The organism is Nonomuraea gerenzanensis, assembly GCF_020215645.1.
Taxonomy (GTDB): Bacteria; Actinomycetota; Actinomycetes; order Streptosporangiales; family Streptosporangiaceae; genus Nonomuraea; species Nonomuraea gerenzanensis.
This window is the reverse complement of sequence record NZ_CP084058.1, coordinates 10,425,338-10,442,704: the sequence shown is the minus strand read 5'-3', so window position 1 is coordinate 10,442,704 and position 17,367 is coordinate 10,425,338. Positions and strand designations below refer to the sequence as shown.

Below are 17,367 nucleotides of genomic sequence, written 5' to 3'. Positions count from 1 at the left end.
GGTCAGCCTCTCCTCTTGTGGTTCTCGATCGCCTCGTGGTACGCCTCGACGGTGCGCTTGGCCACGACGTGCCAGGTGTAGCGCTCCATGACGCGGTCGTAGCCGGCCTTGCCGACCCGCTCGCGCTCCTCCGGTGAGTCGTGCAGGCGGCGCAGCACCGCGGCCAGCTCCTCGGGGTCGCCCGGCGGCACCTGCACAGCGGCGTCGCCGACCACCTCGGGCAGCGCGCCCGTACGGCTGGCGACCAGCGGCGTGCCGCAGGCCATGTGCTCGACCGCGGGCAGCGAGAAGCCCTCGTACAGGGACGGCACGACCGAGATCTCCGAGGTGGCGATCAGCTCGCCCAGCTCGTCGTCGGAGATGCCGTGCACGAAGCGCACCCGGTCCTGCAGCGACAGCTCCTGCACGAGCTGCTCGGTGGGGCCGCCCGGGGTGGGCTTGCTGACGACGGTCAGGTTCACGTCGCGCTCGGTGGCCAGCTTCGCGACCGCCCGCAGCAGCGTCGCCACGCCCTTCATGGGGGAGTCGGCGCTGGCCACGGCCACGATCGAGCCCCTGCGCCTGGGCTTGCCGGGGCGCGGGTGGAAGTAGCGGGTGTCGACGCCGAGCGGGATCAGGCGCATGTTCGCCTGGGGGACGTTGAAGTCGCGGTGGATGTCGGCCAGCGACGACTCGCTGACCGTCAGGATCGGCTTGAGCTGCGGCGCGACGCGCGACTGCATCTTCACGAAGCCGTACCAGCGGCGCATGGTGAGCTTCTTGACGCCCTGGGCCGCCTCCAGCTCGATGCGGCGGTCCACGCTGATCGGGTGGTGGATGGTGCCGACCACGGGGAACAGCTTCTGGATGGCGAGCAGGCCGTACCCGAGGGTCTGGTTGTCCTGCACGACGTCGAAGTCGCCGACGCGCTTCTTGAGCTCGCGGTGGGCGCGCAGGGTGAACGTCAGCGGCTCGGGGAACCCGGCGGTCCACATGGTGCCGACTTCCAGCCAGTCGATCCAGTCGCGGTATTCGTGCAGCTTGGGCGTTCTGAACGGGTCTTCGTCGCGGTAGAGGTCGAGGCTGGGCACCTTCCGGAGGATGACGCCCTCGTCCAGCTCGGGGTAGGGCTGGCCGGAGAACACCTCGACGTGGTGCCCCAGCGCGACCAGCTCCCGGCTCAGGTGGCGGAGGTAGACCCCCTGGCCACCACAGGTGGGCTTGCTGCGGTAGGACAGAAGCGCGATCCGCAGCCTTCGCTCCCGCACGGACACCCCTTTCTCCGCCGGTAGGGCCCGGAGTCGGGCGTGTACCGTGAAAGATGACCTTAGTCCGAGAAGGCTACCATTCGGTAGGTCAGGTGGAATTGTTCACAATGGCCGTCGCAGGGCGTGCGAACTGCGACATTGCTGTAACCGAGCGTGGTTCGGTGGAACGTGTTCTATGTGGCCCGATGTGCTTGTGGGGTGCTTAGCTGTACATTCCCGTCTCAAAGGGACAGGGCAGGCGATAGTTGGAGGACCCCTTGGCCAGGCGCGCTCTGATCACCGGCATCACCGGCCAGGACGGTTCCTATCTGGCGGAGCACCTGCTGGAGCAGGGGTACGAGGTGTGGGGGCTGGCCCGCGGGCAGGCGAACCCGCGCGTGTCGCGGATGCGCAAGCTGCTGACGGACGTCCGGGTGGTGCGCGGTGATCTGCTGGACCAGGGGTCGCTGATCTCCGCCGTCGAACGGGTGCAGCCGGACGAGGTCTACAACCTCGGGGCGATCTCGTTCGTGCCCATGTCGTGGGAGCAGGCCGAGCTCACGGCCGAGGTGACCGGGATGGGCGTGCTGCGCATGCTGGAGGCGATCCGGGTGTGCTCGGGCGTGTCGCGGGGAGCTTCGGCGGCTGCCAGCGGACAGATCCGCTTTTATCAGGCTTCGTCCTCCGAGATGTTCGGCCAGGTCAGCGAGACGCCCCAGACCGAGCGCACCGCCTTCCACCCGCGCTCCCCGTACGGGGTGGCCAAGGCCTACGGGCACTTCCTCACCCAGAACTACCGCGAGTCGTACGGGATGTTCGCCGTCTCCGGGATCCTGTTCAACCACGAGTCGCCGCGGCGTGGCGCCGAGTTCGTCACCAGGAAGGTGTCGCTCGGGGTGGCCCGCATCAAGCTGGGGCTGGCCACCGAGCTGCGGCTGGGGAATTTGGAGGCGCGGCGCGACTGGGGGTTCGCCGGCGACTACGTCAAGGCGATGCACCTGATGCTGCAGGCGGGCAAGCCCGAGGACTACGTCATCGGGACCGGGCGGATGAAGTCGGTCAGGGAGCTGGTGGAGGCCGCCTTCCACGCCGCTGGGCTCGACTGGGAGCGGTACGTCGTCACCGATCAGACGTTGCATCGGCCGGCGGAGGTGGATCTGCTCTGCGCGGATCCGAAGAAGGCCCGGGTGCAGCTGGGGTGGGAGCCTCGGGTCTCCTTCGATGAGCTGGTGGCGATGATGGTGGAGGCTGATCTGCGGCTGCTCACGGACGGTGGGGACCCGCACGACGACAGCTCCTGGCCCTGATCTCGCCTGTGATTCCTGTCACTCCGGAGGCGCTCGTTCTCTGAGGTGCCGCCTCCGCTTTTCGCATGCCCATTGACAAGCCATTTTTTTACGTAAAAAATCGCTTTTGCGATGAGAGACGTCCTGTACCTCGAAGAGATCGAGCAGGCCGAGACCCTGCTCAAGCCCCAGCGCATCGAAGTGCTGAGGCAACTCGCCGAGCCCCGCACCTGCTCGGAGGTCGCCGAACGGCTCGGCCAGACCCCACAACGCGTCTACTACCACGTCAAGCGCCTGGTGGAGGCGGGCCTGGTCGACCAGGTGTCCGAACGCAAGGTGCGCGGCATCCACGAGGGCATCTACCAGGCCGGCGCCCGCTCGTACTGGCTGTCACCCCGCCTCGTGGGCCGGCTCGGCCTGCGCAAGGCCCGCGACCAGCTCAGCCTCGGCTACCTGCTCGATCTCATGGAGGAGGTCCAGGCCGACATCGCGGCGCTCGACAGGACCGCCCCGGAGCTGCCGTCCATCGGACTGTCCGGAGAGATCCGCGTGCGCCCGGAGAGCCGCCAGGAGTTCCTGAACGAGTTGCAGAGCCTGTTGCAAGGCCTGTTCACCCGCTACGGCGGGGCGGAGGGTGACGCCTTCAAGCTGGCCCTCGCCTGCTATCCCCAGACCGCCGCCCAAGCCCCAGAAGGAGACGAGACCGATGACTGACCCCCTGATCATCCGCGCGAGCATCCCGGCACCGGTCGAACGCGTGAGCCGCGCGCTGACGGACCCGGACGACCTGCGCGTCTGGCTGGCGGAGCACGTCGAGGTGGAGCTGCCCGGACGGTTCGCGTTCTGGGGGCGTACGACGCCGGAGGGCGACGCGCCGCACCAGCGGCTGCTGCACGCCGACGAGCGCTCGGTGCGCTTCGCCTGGTTGCTCGACGGTGAGGAGACCACCTCCGAGCTGTCGGTGGAGCCCGACGGGGGCGACCGGACGATCCTCACCCTGTCGCAGACCCACTTCGACTTCCAGGACGTCATCACGGGCAAGAGCATCCGGGGGGTGCTCGAGACGTACTGGTGCCAGGTGCTGACCAACCTGGCCGAGCACCTGGAGGGCCGCGCGCTCACGCCGATGCAGGACTACACCTCCACGGACATGCGGGTCGAGGTCGAGATCGACGCGTCGGCGGCCGAGGTGTTCCACGCGATCACCGACTCGGAGGCGGTGACCCGGTGGTTCGGCTACAGGATCGAGATCGAGCCGTACGAGGGCGGGCGGCTGGCCATGGGGGGGTTCGACGACAATCCGGAACCGGCCAAGGTACTGGAGGTGGTGCCCGATCAGAAGTTCGTTGTGGACTGGGGGGATGTGGGGGTTGGGACATGGGAGCTGGCGGGGTCCGGTGGGAAGACGCGGTTGACGCTGGTGCAGAGTGGGTTCGACCAGGCTGATCCGCCGTACGCGGGGTGGGGTGGGTTCCTGTCGGGGGTGGCGGAGTTGCGGCGTTATCTGGAGATGGCGGAGTGGAAGCCGGTCATCATGGCTTAGGTGCTCAGCTTGGTCCGGCCTGGTGGCGTGGTGCGGGCGGCGTGGTACGGCGTGGTGGCGACCTGACCCCGGCGCCATGCCAGGCCAGGCCCGCGCTACGCCTCCCGCGCTACGCCTCCCGCGCTACCGCTTCGCGAGATGCCCCCACACCATGCCAGGCACCATGTCAGGCCGCTCCCATGTCACGCCCATCCAATGCCAGCTCAGGTAGGCGTCCTACCGCCGGGGTGGGGGGCGCGACGGCTGGCGATGCGTGCGCTCGACGGCGGCTGCGTCGGACGGCGCCCCCAACCGTCGTACTGCGTCGGACGGCGCCCGCGACCGTCATCCACAGAACCCCGTTCGGCCCCTTCCCCCTCAGCTCAGCCCGGCACCCTTGGGGCCATGACTCCACCGCTCCCCTCATCTCCACATACCCCTACGACCTCACCACCCCCCAACACCTCACCAACGCGCTCCCTCCTGTACCGCGCCCGCATCATCACCCGATCAGCCCCACAAGCCACCATCAGCCGTCAGACCGCCGCTCACATCTGGGGCATCAAAACCCTCCCCACCCCAGAGGAAGACTGGCCGGTGGAGCTGACCGCCCCCCGCCACCTCGCCATCCCCGGTTGCGTCACCTACGTGGTGCCTCTTCCCGCCGAGGACATCACGGAGCACAGAGGCATCCGCCTCACCACCATCGAACGCACGGCCCTCGACTGCGCCCGCTGGCTCCCGCGCATGGACGCCGTGGCCGCCCTCGACCAGTTCGCCCGCAGAGGCGTGGACCTGGAAGCGCTGTGGCACCGCCCCCTCAACACCTGGTCCCTCCGCGAAACCCTCAGCCTCGCCGACCGCGGCGCCGCCTCTCCCCGGGAGAGCTGGCTCAGGGTCATCCTGGTGGACGGCGGCCTCCCCAGACCCACCACCCAGATCAGGGTGGAGCTGGGCGAAGACCGCTTCGCCTACCTCGACCTGGGCTGGGAGGACTTCAAGGTCGCGGTCGAGTACGACGGTCAGGAACACCACACCTCATCCAGCGACCAGCAACACGACGCCGACCGCCGCGAAGAGCTACGCCGACGCGGCTGGCGCGTGATCGCCGTCCGCCGCGACGTCATCCCCGGCCAGATCGCCGACCTCCTCCACCACGTGGCCAGCGCCTTGATCGAACGCGGCTGGCGCCCGGGCCCCCAGGGCACGATCCGCATCCTGAGCCGCATCCGCGCAGCCCGCCGCAGCCGCCGCTACCGCTTACCTCTCCTCGGCGGCCAACGATGACCCCGTCGCCGTCCACCGTCATGGACGTCACCCATCGACGCGGCATCGCGATGGCAGCGGCTCGCAAGCTTGTGCTGCTCGGCGGCTGCGGCTCTGCCTTGAGCGGACGGCCGCTCCCCATGGCCATCTCACCCGGTACGAGCCGGAGGTGAGTCAGCCGATGGTCACCGGCAGTTCCTTGATGCCGTTGATGAAGTTGGAGCGCAGCCGCCGGGCCTCGCCCGTCTGGCGCAGGCGGGGGTGGCGGCGGGCCAGCTGCTCGAAGAGGATGCGGAGTTCCAGCTTGGCGAGGTGGTTGCCCAGGCAGAAGTGGGCTCCACCGCCGCCGAAGCCGATGTGCGGGTTCGGGTCACGGGCGATGTCGAAGGTGCCGGCGTTCGGGAAGACGGAGGTGTCGCGGTTGGCGGAGGAGTAGAAGACCACGACCTTGTCGTTCTCCTTGATCTCCTGACCGCCGAGCACTTGGTCGGTGGTCGAGGTGCGCCGGAAGAGGTTGACGGGGGAGACCCAGCGGACGATCTCGTCCGCGGCCGTCTTCGCCAGGGACGGATCGGCGACGAGACGCTCCCACTGGTCGGGGTGCTCGAAGAGCGCGAGCATGCCGCCGGAGGCGGCGTTGCGCGTGGTCTCGTTGCCGGCGACCACGAGAAGGAGGACGAAGAGGTCGAACTCGTCCTCACCGAGGGTCTCGCCGTGCTCGTCGGGCTGGAGGAGCTTGGTGACGATGTCGTTCCTGGGGTTCGTCCTGCGCTGCGCGGCGAGCTGGTTGGCGTAGGCGTAGACCTCCATGGCGGCGCCGGAGCCCTCCTCCGGGCTGGCGGCGTAGTCGGGGTCCTGGGAGCCGATCATCCGGTTGGACCAGTTGAAGAGCTTGTCGCGATCGGTCGCCGGGGCTCCGAGCAGCTCGCAGATCACGTACAGAGGCAGGGGCGCGGCGACCTCGGTGACGAAGTCGATCTCGCCGGTCAGCTTGTCGAGGAGGTCATCGCAGATGTCGCGGATGTGCTGTTCGAGCGCTCCGATCGTGCGCGGGGTGAAGCCGCGGTTGACCAGGGAGCGCCGCCTCGTGTGCTCCGGGGGGTCCTGGTTGAGCATCATGAGGCGCTGGAGCGCGATCTGGTCCTCCGGCAGGTCCTCGAAGAGGGCGAGCTTACGGTGCGAGGAGAAGAGGTCGGAGTGCCGCGACACGTGTACGACGTCCTCGTAGCGGGTCACCGCCCAGAACCCGGGCTCGCCCTCGTGCCAGTGGACGGGAGAGTTCGCGCGCAGCCAGGTGAGCTGGTCGTGGGGTGGGCCGGCGTTCGCGTAAATGTCCCTGTCGACAAGGTCGATGTGCACGCGGGTCACCTCTTGATCAAGCGCTTGGTTATTGCGTATCTGAAACGTGTTCTATTACGGAGCTGTACGGGCGTCAAGGATGGGCATGGATCGTTCCTGATGCATGCTGGCCTGAAATGGCGCTGGCCTGCGTAGGTCTCGCATGGCACCGCGTTGCGGTGGGACGCCCGGCACTGCGTCGCCTCGCGTTGTCGGACCGCCCTGCGCCGCCCTGCGCCGCCCTGCGCCGCCCTGCGCCGCGCCCGCGCCCCGCCTCGCGTCGCACCGCGCCCGCGCCCGCGCCGCGTTCCGCCCCGCTCCTCGCCCTGCGTCGCGCCCTGCGTCGCACCCAGCCCCGCGTCGCGCCCCGCGTCGCGCCGCCCTGCCTCGTCTGCGATGCCGGCCGCCCCGCGCCGTCACGCGCCGCGCCGTCACGCGCCGCACCGCGCCGGGCCGCACCGCGCCGGGTGATGCGTGCAGGTCATCAGGGTGGCAGGAGGGTGGGGACGGTGAAGGGTTTGTGGTCGGATGTATGCGCGGACGGAGTTTCGCCTACGGGAACACCCGGCTCGGCCCGGTTAAGTGGCTTCACAGACCGGGACGGGAAGTTTGCGGGTGTATGTCGTGGTCACGGATCGGATGTATCCCCCTTGTTGCCCTTGACACACTCCCGTCACCAGCACGAGCATCTTGAAACGAGACATCCGATGTATCGATAAGAAGGATGCGGTGTGAAGCTGCTGCGAGTAGGACCCGTCGGTCAGGAGCGGCCGGTGGTCATGGACGACGCCGGTAACCTGCGCGACATCGGAGAGCCCGAGATCGACGGGGCTTTCCTCGCTTCCGGGGGAGTGGCGCGTGTCCGGCAGGCGCTCGAGCGGGGTGAGCTACCCGTGGTCGAGAGCGACGGGGTGCGGGTCGGGGCGCCGATCGCGCGGCCCGGGAAGATCGTGTGCATCGGGCTGAACTACAGCGACCACGCCGCCGAGTCCGGTGCGGCGGTGCCTGCGGAGCCGGTCGTGTTCATGAAGGCCAGTAACACCATGGTCGGTCCGTACGACGAGGTGCTCGTGCCGCGGGGCAGCGTGAAGACCGACTGGGAGGTGGAGCTGGCCGTGGTCATCGGGCAGCGGGCCCGTTACCTCGGCAGCCGGGAGGAGGCGCTCGGCGTGGTGGCCGGGTATGCGATCTCCAACGATGTCTCGGAGCGGGAGTTCCAGCTGGAGCGGGGCGGACAGTGGGACAAGGGGAAGTCGTGCGAGACGTTCAACCCGCTGGGGCCGTGGCTGGTGACGGCTGACGAGGTGGGCGACCCGCAGAGCCTGGCGATGCGGCTCCGGGTGAACGGGGAGCTGCGGCAGGACGGCGACACCAAGAACATGATCTTCGATGTGGCCGAGGTCGTGCGGTACCTGAGCCAGTTCATGGTGCTGGAGCCCGGCGATGTGGTCAACACCGGTACGCCCGCCGGCGTGGCCATGGGCATGCCCGGGCAGCCGTACCTGCGGGCCGGGGATGTCATGGAGCTGGAGATCGAGGGGCTCGGGCGGCAGCGGCAGACAGTGGGGCAGGCATGAGCGCCGCCACGGGTCCCGCCACGGCCGCCGCGCCGGGGGCGTACCGGATCGTGGAGATGGAGACGCACGACGTGCGCTTCCCGACCTCCCGCGAGCTGGACGGCTCCGACGCGATGAACCCCGACCCCGACTACTCCGCCGCCTACGTGGTGCTCAAGACGGACGACGGGTACGAGGGGCACGGGTTCGCGTTCACGATCGGCCGCGGCAACGACGTGCAGACCACGGCGATCAGCGCACTGAAGCCGTACGTGCTCGGCAAGGACGTGGAGAACCTCGGCGCGCTCTACCACGACATGGTGGGCGACTCGCAGCTGCGCTGGCTGGGCCCGGAGAAGGGCGTCATGCACATGGCGATCTCCGCCGTGGTCAACGCCCTGTGGGACCTCAAGGCGAAGCGGGCGGGCCGGCCGCTGTGGCGGCTGCTGGCGGAGATGGCGCCGGAGGAGATCGTCGAGCTGATCGACTTCCGTTACCTGAGCGACGCGCTGACCAGGGACGAGGCCCTGGAGATCCTGCGCGGGCAGGAGGCGGGCAAGGCGGGGCGGATCGAGCGGCTGATCGAGACGGGCTACCCGGCCTACACCACGTCCCCCGGCTGGCTCGGCTACGACGACGAGAAGCTGCGGCGGCTCTGCAAGGAGGCGCTGGAGCAAGGGTTCGGGCAGATCAAGCTCAAGGTCGGCGCGGACCTGGAGGACGACAGGCGGAGGTTCAGGGTGGCGCGCGAGGTGTGCGGGCCCGACTTCCCCATCGCGATCGACGCCAACCAGCGCTGGGACGTCGGCTCGGCCGTCGAGTGGGTGGGCGCGCTGAGCGAGTTCAGGCCGCACTGGGTCGAGGAGCCGACGAGCCCCGACGACGTGCTCGGGCACGCCGCCATCGCCAGGGGCATCGCCCCGGTGCCGGTGGCCACGGGCGAGCACGTCCAGAACCGCATCGTGTTCAAGCAGCTCCTGCAGGCCGGGGCCATCTCGTTCGTGCAGATCGACTCGGCCCGCGTCGGCGGCGTCAACGAGAACCTGGCGATCCTGCTGCTGGCGGCCAAGTTCGGCGTGCCGGTGTGCCCGCACGCGGGCGGGGTCGGGCTGTGCGAGCTGGTGCAGCACCTGTCGATGTTCGACTACGTGGCGGTCACCGGCACCATGGACGGCCGCGTCATCGAGTACGTCGACCATCTGCACGAGCACTTCGTGGACCCGGTGGTGATCCGCGACGGCCGGTACGTGGCGCCGTCCAGGCCCGGGTTCAGCGCGGAGATGCACGCGGAGTCGATCGCCGCCCACACGTACCCCGGTGGCGAGGTCTGGAGGGATGAGGCGTGAGTCTGAGAGCGGTCGTGACCGGCGGCGGGTCCGGCATCGGCCTGGCGACGGCGCAGGCGCTGGCCGGGCGCGGCATGACGGTCGCCTGTCTGGACCTGAACCCGCCGGGTGAGCCGTTCGTCGGCATCAAGGCCGACGTCGCCGACGACGCGCAGGTACGCGCGGCGGTGGCCGAGGCGGCCGAGCGGATGGGCGGCATCGACGTGCTCGTGAACAACGCGGGCATCGGCGCGCAGGGCACCATCGAGGACAACCCGGACAGCGAGTGGCACCGGGTGTTCGACGTCAACGTGCTCGGCATGGTGCGGGTGGCGCGCGCGGCGCTGCCGTACCTGAGGAGGTCCGAGCACGCCGCGATCGTGAACACCTGCTCGATCGCGGCCACCGCCGGGCTGCCGCAGCGGGCGCTGTACAGCGCCACCAAGGGCGCGGTGCTGTCGCTGACGCTGGCCATGGCGGCGGATCACCTCCGCGAGGGCATCCGCGTCAACTGCGTCAACCCGGGCACCGCCGACACGCCGTGGGTGGGCAGGCTGCTGGACGCGGCCGACGACCCCGAGGCGGAGCGGGCGGCGCTGAACGCCAGGCAGCCGATGGGCCGCCTGGTCACCGCGGAGGAGGTGGCCGCGGCGATCGCCTACCTCGCGAGCCCCGAGTCCGCCTCGACCACCGGCACCGCGCTCGCGGTCGACGGTGGCATGCAGGGGCTGCGGCTCCGGCCCGCCAACTGAGCGGGCCAAGCGACTAAGGAAGGTAACCCCCCATGAAGTTCGGACGGGCGGTCGCGGCAGCGGCCCTGTTGGCGGTCGCGACCGCGTGCGGATCAGGCACCACGGCGGAAGGAGGAAGCGGCGGCGGAAAGGTCGGCATCGACCACCCGCGCGCCGACTCCGACTTCTGGAACTCCTACATCAAGTACGTCCCGCAGATGGCCGGCGAGCTCAAGGTGGACCTCATGCCCGCCACGAACTCGCAGAACGACGTGGCCAAGCTGGTCAACAACGTGCAGGCGCTGACCGGCCAGGGCGCCAAGGTCATCGTCATGGCCCCGCAGGACACCGGCGCCATCGCCAACACGCTCCAGCAACTGGAGAACAAGAAGATCCCGGTCGTCACCGTGGACACCCGTCCGGACAAGGGCAAGGTCTACATGGTCGTACGCGCCGACAACCGCGCGTACGGCACCAAGGCGTGCGAGTTCCTCGGCGAGAAGCTCGGCGGCAAGGGCAAGGTCGTGCAGCTCCAGGGCGCGCTCAGCTCGATCAACGGCCGTGACAGGTCGGAGGCGTTCTCGGAGTGCATGAAGACGAAGTTCCCCGGCATCACGGTGTTCAGTGAGCCGACGGAGTGGGAGGGCAGCAAGGCGGCGTCCATGCTGCAGACCCGCCTGGAGCAGAACCCGGACATCAAGGGCATCTACATGCACGCGGGCGGCGTGCACCTGGCGCCCACGCTGCAGGTGCTCAAGCAGAAGGGGCTGCTGGTCGCGCCGGAGGACCCCAAGCACATCTTCGTGATCTCCAACGACGGGATCCCGCAGGAGTTCGAGGCGATCCGCAAGGGCGACATCGACGCGACGGTGTCGCAGCCGGCCGACCTGTACGCCAAGTACGCCCTCTTCTACGCCAAGGCCGCGGCGGAGGGCAAGACGTTCAAGCCGGGCCCGACCGACCACGACAGCACGATCATCCAGCTCCCCAACGGCCTGGAGGACCAGCTCCCCGCGCCGCTGGTGACCAAGGAGAACGTGGACGACAAGGCCCTCTGGGGCAACCAGGTCAAGTAGATGAACACGCACGTCGAAGCCAGGAACGTGGTCAAGCGCTTCGGCCCGACCACCGCGCTGAACGGCGCGGAGATCGTGATCGCCGAGGGCGAGACGCACGCGCTCGTCGGCAGGAACGGCGCGGGCAAGTCCACGCTCGTGTCGATCCTGACCGGGCTGCAGCGGCCGGACGAGGGTGAGGTGCGGTTCTCGGGAGAGGCCGCGCCCGCCCTGGCCGACCGGGACGCCTGGCGGCAGCGCGTGGCCTGCGTCTACCAGAAGTCCACGATCATCCCGGCGCTCACCGTCGCCGAGAACCTGTTCCTCAACCGCCAGTCCGCCAAGGGGGCCAGGATCAACTGGCGGGCGTTGCGGGCCAGGGCGCGCGAGCTGCTGGACACGTACGAGGTGGACGTGGACGCGCAGGCGCTGGCCGGCGACCTCAGCGTGGAGCAGCGTCAGCTCGTGGAGATCGCCCGCGCGCTGTCGTTCGGGGCCAGGTTCATCATCCTGGACGAGCCGACGGCGCGGCTGGACGGCCCGGCCATCGAGCGGCTGTTCACCCGCATGCGGTCGCTGCGCGAGCAGGGCGTCACGATGATGTACATCTCCCACCACCTCGACGAGGTCTACGAGATCTGCCAGAGCGTCACCGTCTTCCGCGACGCCCGGCACGTCACCACGAGGGCGGTCGCCGACCTGCCGCACGACGAGCTGGTGGCCGCGATGACGGGCGAGGCCACGGCGGCCTACGAGGCGCGCCACCACACGCCCGGCGAGCGGGTGGTGCTGGAGGGCGCGGGCCTCAGCCTGGCGGGCCGCTACACGGGCATCGACATCTCCGTCAGGCAGGGCGAGGTCGTCGGCCTGGCGGGCTCCGCGAGCAGCGGCAAGGTCGGCCTCGCCGAGACCCTGGTCGGGCTGCGCAGGCCCGACACCGGCACCGTCACGGTGAACGGCACCCGGGTGAAGCCCGGTGACGTGCCCGCCGCCATGCGGGCCGGGCTCGGGTTCGTGCCCGAGGACCGCCACCACGAGGGCTTCGTCCCGCTGCTCTCGGTGGGGGAGAACGCCACGTTCCCGATCGCCCGCAAGCTGGGCCGCTACGGGATGCTCTCCCCGGCCAGGCGCCGCGCCACGGCCGAGCGGATGATCGAGACGCTGGACATCAAGACGGAGGGCCCCGACCAGCCGGTCGGCGACCTGTCCGGCGGGAACGCGCAGAAGGTGGTGTTCGCCAGGGCGCTCGTGGACGACCCGACCGTGCTGGTGGTGATCAACCCGACCGCCGGCGTGGACGTCAAGGCCAAGCAGGCCCTGCTCGGCGCCGTCGAGGACGCGGTCGAGCGCGGGGCGGGGGCCGTGGTGGTCTCCGACGAGCTGGACGACCTGCGCATCTGCGACAGGGTGCTGGTGATGTTCCACGGCAGGGTGGTGAAGGACGTGCCACGTGGTTGGACCGACCACGAGCTCGTGGCCGTGATGGAAGGCATGGAAGAGTGACGACTTTGACTGCGCCGGCCCCCCGGCTGAAGCTGGCCAGGTTCCGCGACCTGACGCTCGTGCCGGTGATCGTGCTCCTGCTGATCGTGGGCGCGTTCCTGGACCCGACCTTCCTGACCGCGGGCAACCTGACGAACGTGCTCCAGCAGCAGGCCGCGATCTCGCTGCTCGTGCTGGCCGAGGCGATGATCCTGATCGCCGGCAAGTTCGACCTCTCGCTGGAATCCACGGTCGGCACCGCGCCGGCCATCGCGGTGATGCTGGTGATCCCGGTGGCGGCGGGCGGGTTCGGCATCGGGCTGCCCGGGGCGCTGGTGATCCCGTTCGCGCTGCTCATCGGGGCGGCGATCGGGGCGTTCAACGGCTTCCTGATCATCAAGTTCCAGCTCTCGGCGTTCATCGTCACGCTGGCCATGCTGATCATCGTGCACGGCTTCCTGCAGGGGCCGACCGAGGGCAAGACGCTGTTCCAGCTCCCCGAGTCGATCCTCTACCTGGGCAGCGCCATGTGGCTCGGCCTGCCGGCCGCCATCTGGATCGCCGGCGTGCTGTTCGCGGCCGGCATCTTCGGGCTCGGCTACCTGCGGCTCGGCCGCGCGCTGTACGCGATCGGCGGCAACATCGACGCGGCCCGCGCCGCCGGCATCCGGGTGGACCGGGTCCTGTACGGCGTCTTCATCCTGGGCGGGACGCTGGCGGCGCTGGCCGGCATCCTGGAGACCGGGCGCCTCGGCGCGATCGGCAACAACCAGGGCGTGGGCTGGATCTTCATGGTGTTCGCCGCGGCCGTCATCGGCGGTGTCAGCATGGACGGCGGCAAGGGCACGATCCTCGGCGCGCTCACCGGCGTGCTGGTGATCGGCCTCGTCCAGAACATCCTGACCCTCATCGGGGTCTCCGGGTTCTGGCAGCCGGTCATCTACGGCTCGATCATCCTCATCGCCCTGATGATCAGCCGGATCGCGGGCGGAAAGGCACAAGACTGATGGCGAACGCGGGTGGCGAGCGGGGTCGGAAGGGCGCACGACTGATGGCGAACGCGGGCAGAAGGGCGCACGACTGATGGCGAACGCGGGCGGAAGGGTGCACGACTGATGGCGATCGACCTGCCCCGTCACGGCTTCGGCGGCGCACCCATCGGCAACCTGTACGACGAGGTCGCCGAGGAGCAGGCCCGCGCCACGGTGGACGCGGCGTGGGAGAGCGGGGTGCGCCTGTACGACACCGCCCCCCACTACGGCCTGGGCCTCTCGGAGCGCCGCCTGGGCGCGGCGCTCGCGGGCCGGTCCGGCTACCTCCTGTCCACCAAGGTCGGCCGCCTCCTGCGGCCGAAGGCGTCCGGCGACGGCCGCGACGACGACGTCTTCGACGTCGCCGGGGACCTGGAGCGGGTGTGGGACTTCTCCGCGGACGGCGTCCGCACCTCCCTGGACGACTCCCTGGTACGCCTCGGGCTCCCGGCCGTGGACCTCGCCCTCATCCACGACCCGGACGACCACGTGGACCAGGCGATCGCCGAGGCGTACCCGGCGCTGGCCGACCTGCGCGCCGAGGGCCGGGTGCGGGCCGTCGGCGTCGGCATGAACCAGTGGGAGGCGCCGCTGCGCTTCGTCCAGGAGACCGACATCGACGTCGTCATGCTCGCCGGCCGCTACACCCTGCTCGACCAGTCGGGCCTGCCGCTCCTGGACGAGTGCGCCAGGCGGGGCGTCCAGGTGCTGGCGGCCGGGGTGTTCAACAGCGGCATCCTGGCGACGCACGAGCCGGCGGGCACCTACGACTACGCGCCGGCGCCGCCGGAGCTGCTCGACCGGGCCACGAGGATCGCCCGGGTCTGCGAGCGGCACGACGTCACGCTGCCGCACGCGGCCATGGCCTTCCCGCTGCGTCACCCGGCGATCGCCACGATCGTGCTGGGCGCGCGGACACCGGAGGAGGTCCGGCGGAACGCGGAGCTGTGGTCGCGGCCGGTGCCGGAGGAGCTGTGGTCGGACCTGGAGGGGGAGGGGCTGCTGGCAGCGGCCACGTGAGGGTCGCGCGGGCCCGTCGCCTCGGCGGGCCTACCCGACCTCCCACAGCGCGCCGACCGGCCTGGCTCTCATCCGATCCCCGAACGGGAGAGTCTGCGTGCCGGTGTAGAGCACCACGCCCGCGACGAAGTCGTCCCCGAGCCGGTCGGCGAGGTGCTTGAGCCCCTTGAAGTCCGTGGCGCGCACGGTGGAGGCGGCCTTGACCTCGATGCCCACCACGCGTCCCTGCCGGTTCTCCAGCACCGCGTCCACCTCGGTGCCGTCCTTGGTCCTGTAGTGGTAGAGCTCCACCAGCTCATCGGACCAGGTGAGCTGGCGGGCGAGCTCCATGAGCACGAAACCCTCCAGCAGCGGCCCGAAGGCGCCACCCGGGCGGATGAGCCCGCGGGCGTCGGCTCCGAGAGCGTTCGCCGCCACGCCGGAATCCGTGAATGCCGCTTTCGGGGTGGCGACCGCGCGGTTGCTGAGGTTTCTGGACCAGGCCGGCACGCGTTTGATCAGGAAGACCTCTTCGAGCAGGACGAGATAGCGGTTGACCGTGCTCGCGGACACACCGAGCTCGTTGCTCAACCCGTTGGCGACCAGCAGCTGGCCGGAACGGGCGGTCAGGAGGTCTATCAGTGCCCGCATCTCGGGGCCGCGCTCGATCTCGGCGAGCTGCCGTACGTCCCGCGCGATCAGGGCGGACCAGCATGACACACCGCTGTGACGCATGGGTCGCCACACTGCTGACGCATCGGTCGCCATATCCCTGACGCAACGGTCGCCGCCGACGTGACGCAGAAGTCGCCATGGCTCAGGACTCGACGAACAGCCACCACTTCGACGGCCCCGGCTCGTACGGCGAGTCCAGCCGCTTGCCCACCACCCCGGGCAGCCCCTGCTCGCGGGCCGCCTGCCGGACCGCGCCCGCCTCGCCGGGCCAGGACGGCGCGGTCTGCCAGCGGGCGCCGGTCAGCTCCAGCGCCTCCAGGGCGGCCCGCCGCGCCGTGTAGGGCTCGTCCAGCAGCGAGCGCCCGTCGTCGTACAGCAGGTCGTAGCAGAGGAGGATCTCCGCCCCGCCGAGCGTGACCACCTCCCCGTCGAGCACCGCCGTGCGGCTGCCGAACGACTCCGCGAGCCCGCGCAGCCACGGATGCTCGCGGGCCGCGTCCGTGCGGCCGCCGTCGATGGGCACCAGCAGCCTCCGGCCGCCCCAGGCGAACTCGAAGGCGTACGCGCAGACGTCCTTGGGGAGCCGGGCGCGCGGCGACGGCAGCATGGGCGCCACGGACGGGAACGGGTCGCGGACCGCGGCGCCCATCCGGTGGATCATCCAGTTCTTGCCCCTGGTCTGGAACAGCACGAACCGGCCGCTGGCCCGCTCGCCGCGCAGGACGACCTTGACCTCGCGGTCCAACCACTTCTCCGTCTCGTAGGTGCCGGTGTCCCAGATGGTCATGGTGCCGCCGCCGTACTCGCCCTGGGGGATCTCGCCGTGGAAGGTGAGGTACTCCATCGGATGGTCCTCGGTGTGCACGGCCAGGTGGTTGGTGTCGGGGTCGGCCGGCAGGCCCTTGGGGACCGCCCAGGAGACGAGCACGCCGTCGCGTTCCAGGCGCAGGTCCCAGTGCAGGGAGCGGGCGTGGTGCTCCTGGATGACGAAGGCGTTGCCGCCGGGGGAGGGGGAGGGGGCGTCGGGGACGGGCTCTGGGGTGCGTTTCGGGTCGCGTTTGCTCCGGTATTTCGAGAGTTTGTCGGACACAGGAGCGGTACTACCCGGTCGGGCGGGCTCGTAGGCGCTGGGCGCGTTCGAGCGGGCAGCCCTCCGATGTGTGCCTACGGCGTCAGTCGAGCTCCAGTGCCCGGCGCAACCACGACTCCACGCCGGCCACGTGCACCGTGGCCCAGGAGCGGGCGACGTCGGCCTGGCGGGCGGCGATGGCCTCGTAGATCGCGGTGTGCTGCTCCCGCGTCTTCTCCATCGCGCCCTCCTGGGTGAGCCCGCGCCAGATCCGCGCCCTGGTGGTCGGCCCCGACAGGCTCTCGATGAACGAGCACAGCACGCTGTTGCCCGACCCCTGCGCGATCCGGAGGTGGAACTGCAGGTCGTTGGCCACCAGCTCCTCCACCGTGGGCCGGGCGGGCAGCGACTCCAGGACCACCCGCAGCTCGGCGATGTCGGCGTCGGACATCTGCTCGGTGGCCATCGCGGTGGCGGCCGGCTCCAGGATGCGGCGCACCTCGAAGAACTGCAGCACGGTGTCGTCCCTGTGCAGGTCGAGCACGAACGACATGGTGTCGAGCAGCAGCCGGGGCTCCAGGCTGGTGACGTACGTGCCGTCGCCCTGCCGCACGTCCAGCACGTTGATCAGCGACAGCGCGCGCACGGCCTCGCGCAGCGAGTTGCGTGACAGGCCGAGCCGCTCGGCGAGGTCGGCCTCCTTCGGCAGCCGGTCGCCCGGGGCCAGCTCGCCGGAGAGGATCATCTGCTTGATCTTGTCGATGGCCGCATCGGTGACCGCCACGCTTTTCTCCCTAGACATCGGA

16 protein-coding genes are annotated in these 17,367 nt (G+C 70.0%); 11 read left to right on the top strand and 5 right to left on the bottom strand.

Annotated features, from left to right (window positions below):
• Positions 1-2: 2 nt before the first annotated feature.
• On the bottom strand, positions 3-1,253 hold the full coding sequence (locus LCN96_RS48570; protein ID WP_225269177.1) for a glycosyltransferase family 4 protein: 1,251 nt from the start codon (positions 1,251-1,253) through the stop codon (positions 3-5).
• 251 nt (positions 1,254-1,504) lie between these two features.
• On the opposite strand from LCN96_RS48570, the gene LCN96_RS48565 reads away from it, so the two are divergent.
• The 4 genes from LCN96_RS48565 to LCN96_RS48550 all read left to right on the top strand — a co-directional run bounded on the left by LCN96_RS48565 (position 1,505) and on the right by LCN96_RS48550 (position 5,321).
• Positions 1,505-2,533: a GDP-mannose 4,6-dehydratase gene (locus tag LCN96_RS48565; protein WP_225269176.1), complete on the top strand. Its 1,029-nt coding sequence runs from the start codon at positions 1,505-1,507 to the stop codon at positions 2,531-2,533.
• A 111-nt stretch (positions 2,534-2,644) separates the two neighbouring features.
• A complete protein-coding gene (locus LCN96_RS48560) occupies positions 2,645-3,226 on the top strand; it encodes a transcriptional regulator (RefSeq protein ID WP_225269175.1) in 582 nt (193 codons plus the stop codon).
• Positions 3,219-4,055, top strand: coding sequence for an SRPBCC family protein (locus tag LCN96_RS48555; RefSeq protein WP_225269174.1), 837 nt, complete (start codon positions 3,219-3,221; stop codon positions 4,053-4,055). Before LCN96_RS48560 ends, LCN96_RS48555 begins: the two co-directional genes overlap by 8 nt.
• A 576-nt stretch (positions 4,056-4,631) precedes the next feature.
• Positions 4,632-5,321 carry a DUF559 domain-containing protein gene (locus LCN96_RS48550; protein WP_225269173.1) on the top strand — a complete coding sequence of 230 codons (690 nt, stop codon included), beginning with the start codon at positions 4,632-4,634 and terminating at the stop codon, positions 5,319-5,321.
• A 153-nt stretch (positions 5,322-5,474) separates the two neighbouring features.
• Here the strand turns inward: LCN96_RS48550 and LCN96_RS48545 are convergent, their stop codons facing one another.
• Positions 5,475-6,659, bottom strand: coding sequence for a cytochrome P450 (locus tag LCN96_RS48545; RefSeq protein WP_225269172.1), 1,185 nt, complete (start codon positions 6,657-6,659; stop codon positions 5,475-5,477).
• Between the two features lie 710 nt (positions 6,660-7,369).
• Between LCN96_RS48545 and LCN96_RS48540 the strand changes: the two genes are divergently transcribed.
• The 7 genes from LCN96_RS48540 to LCN96_RS48510 all read left to right on the top strand — a co-directional run bounded on the left by LCN96_RS48540 (position 7,370) and on the right by LCN96_RS48510 (position 14,838).
• Positions 7,370-8,215, top strand: a complete 846-nt coding sequence (locus tag LCN96_RS48540) for a fumarylacetoacetate hydrolase family protein (protein WP_225269171.1) — start codon at positions 7,370-7,372, stop codon at positions 8,213-8,215.
• Positions 8,212-9,540, top strand: a complete 1,329-nt coding sequence (locus LCN96_RS48535; RefSeq protein WP_225269170.1) for an L-fuconate dehydratase — start codon at positions 8,212-8,214, stop codon at positions 9,538-9,540. The genes LCN96_RS48540 and LCN96_RS48535 overlap by 4 nt, the downstream gene beginning before the upstream one ends.
• On the top strand, positions 9,537-10,271 hold the full coding sequence (locus tag LCN96_RS48530; protein WP_225269169.1) for an SDR family NAD(P)-dependent oxidoreductase: 735 nt from the start codon (positions 9,537-9,539) through the stop codon (positions 10,269-10,271). The genes LCN96_RS48535 and LCN96_RS48530 overlap by 4 nt, the downstream gene beginning before the upstream one ends.
• A gap of 32 nt (positions 10,272-10,303) precedes the next feature.
• Positions 10,304-11,326: a sugar ABC transporter substrate-binding protein gene (locus LCN96_RS48525; RefSeq protein ID WP_225269168.1), complete on the top strand. Its 1,023-nt coding sequence runs from the start codon at positions 10,304-10,306 to the stop codon at positions 11,324-11,326.
• Positions 11,327-12,808, top strand: a complete 1,482-nt coding sequence (locus LCN96_RS48520; RefSeq protein WP_225269167.1) for a sugar ABC transporter ATP-binding protein — start codon at positions 11,327-11,329, stop codon at positions 12,806-12,808. It begins immediately after the preceding gene.
• A gap of 5 nt (positions 12,809-12,813) precedes the next feature.
• Entirely contained in the window at positions 12,814-13,794 is a 981-nt protein-coding gene (locus LCN96_RS48515; protein WP_225269166.1) for an ABC transporter permease, read from the top strand.
• 108 nt (positions 13,795-13,902) lie between these two features.
• Entirely contained in the window at positions 13,903-14,838 is a 936-nt protein-coding gene (locus LCN96_RS48510; RefSeq protein ID WP_225269165.1) for an aldo/keto reductase, read from the top strand.
• 30 nt (positions 14,839-14,868) lie between these two features.
• Here the strand turns inward: LCN96_RS48510 and LCN96_RS48505 are convergent, their stop codons facing one another.
• The 3 genes from LCN96_RS48505 to LCN96_RS48495 all read right to left on the bottom strand — a co-directional run bounded on the left by LCN96_RS48505 (position 14,869) and on the right by LCN96_RS48495 (position 17,345).
• A complete protein-coding gene (locus LCN96_RS48505) occupies positions 14,869-15,552 on the bottom strand; it encodes an ATP-binding protein (RefSeq protein ID WP_225269164.1) in 684 nt (227 codons plus the stop codon).
• Between the two features lie 82 nt (positions 15,553-15,634).
• A complete protein-coding gene (locus LCN96_RS48500; protein WP_225269163.1) occupies positions 15,635-16,582 on the bottom strand; it encodes a DNA polymerase ligase N-terminal domain-containing protein in 948 nt (315 codons plus the stop codon).
• Between the two features lie 82 nt (positions 16,583-16,664).
• On the bottom strand, positions 16,665-17,345 hold the full coding sequence (locus tag LCN96_RS48495) for a FadR/GntR family transcriptional regulator (protein ID WP_225269162.1): 681 nt from the start codon (positions 17,343-17,345) through the stop codon (positions 16,665-16,667).
• Positions 17,346-17,367: the final 22 nt, after the last annotated feature.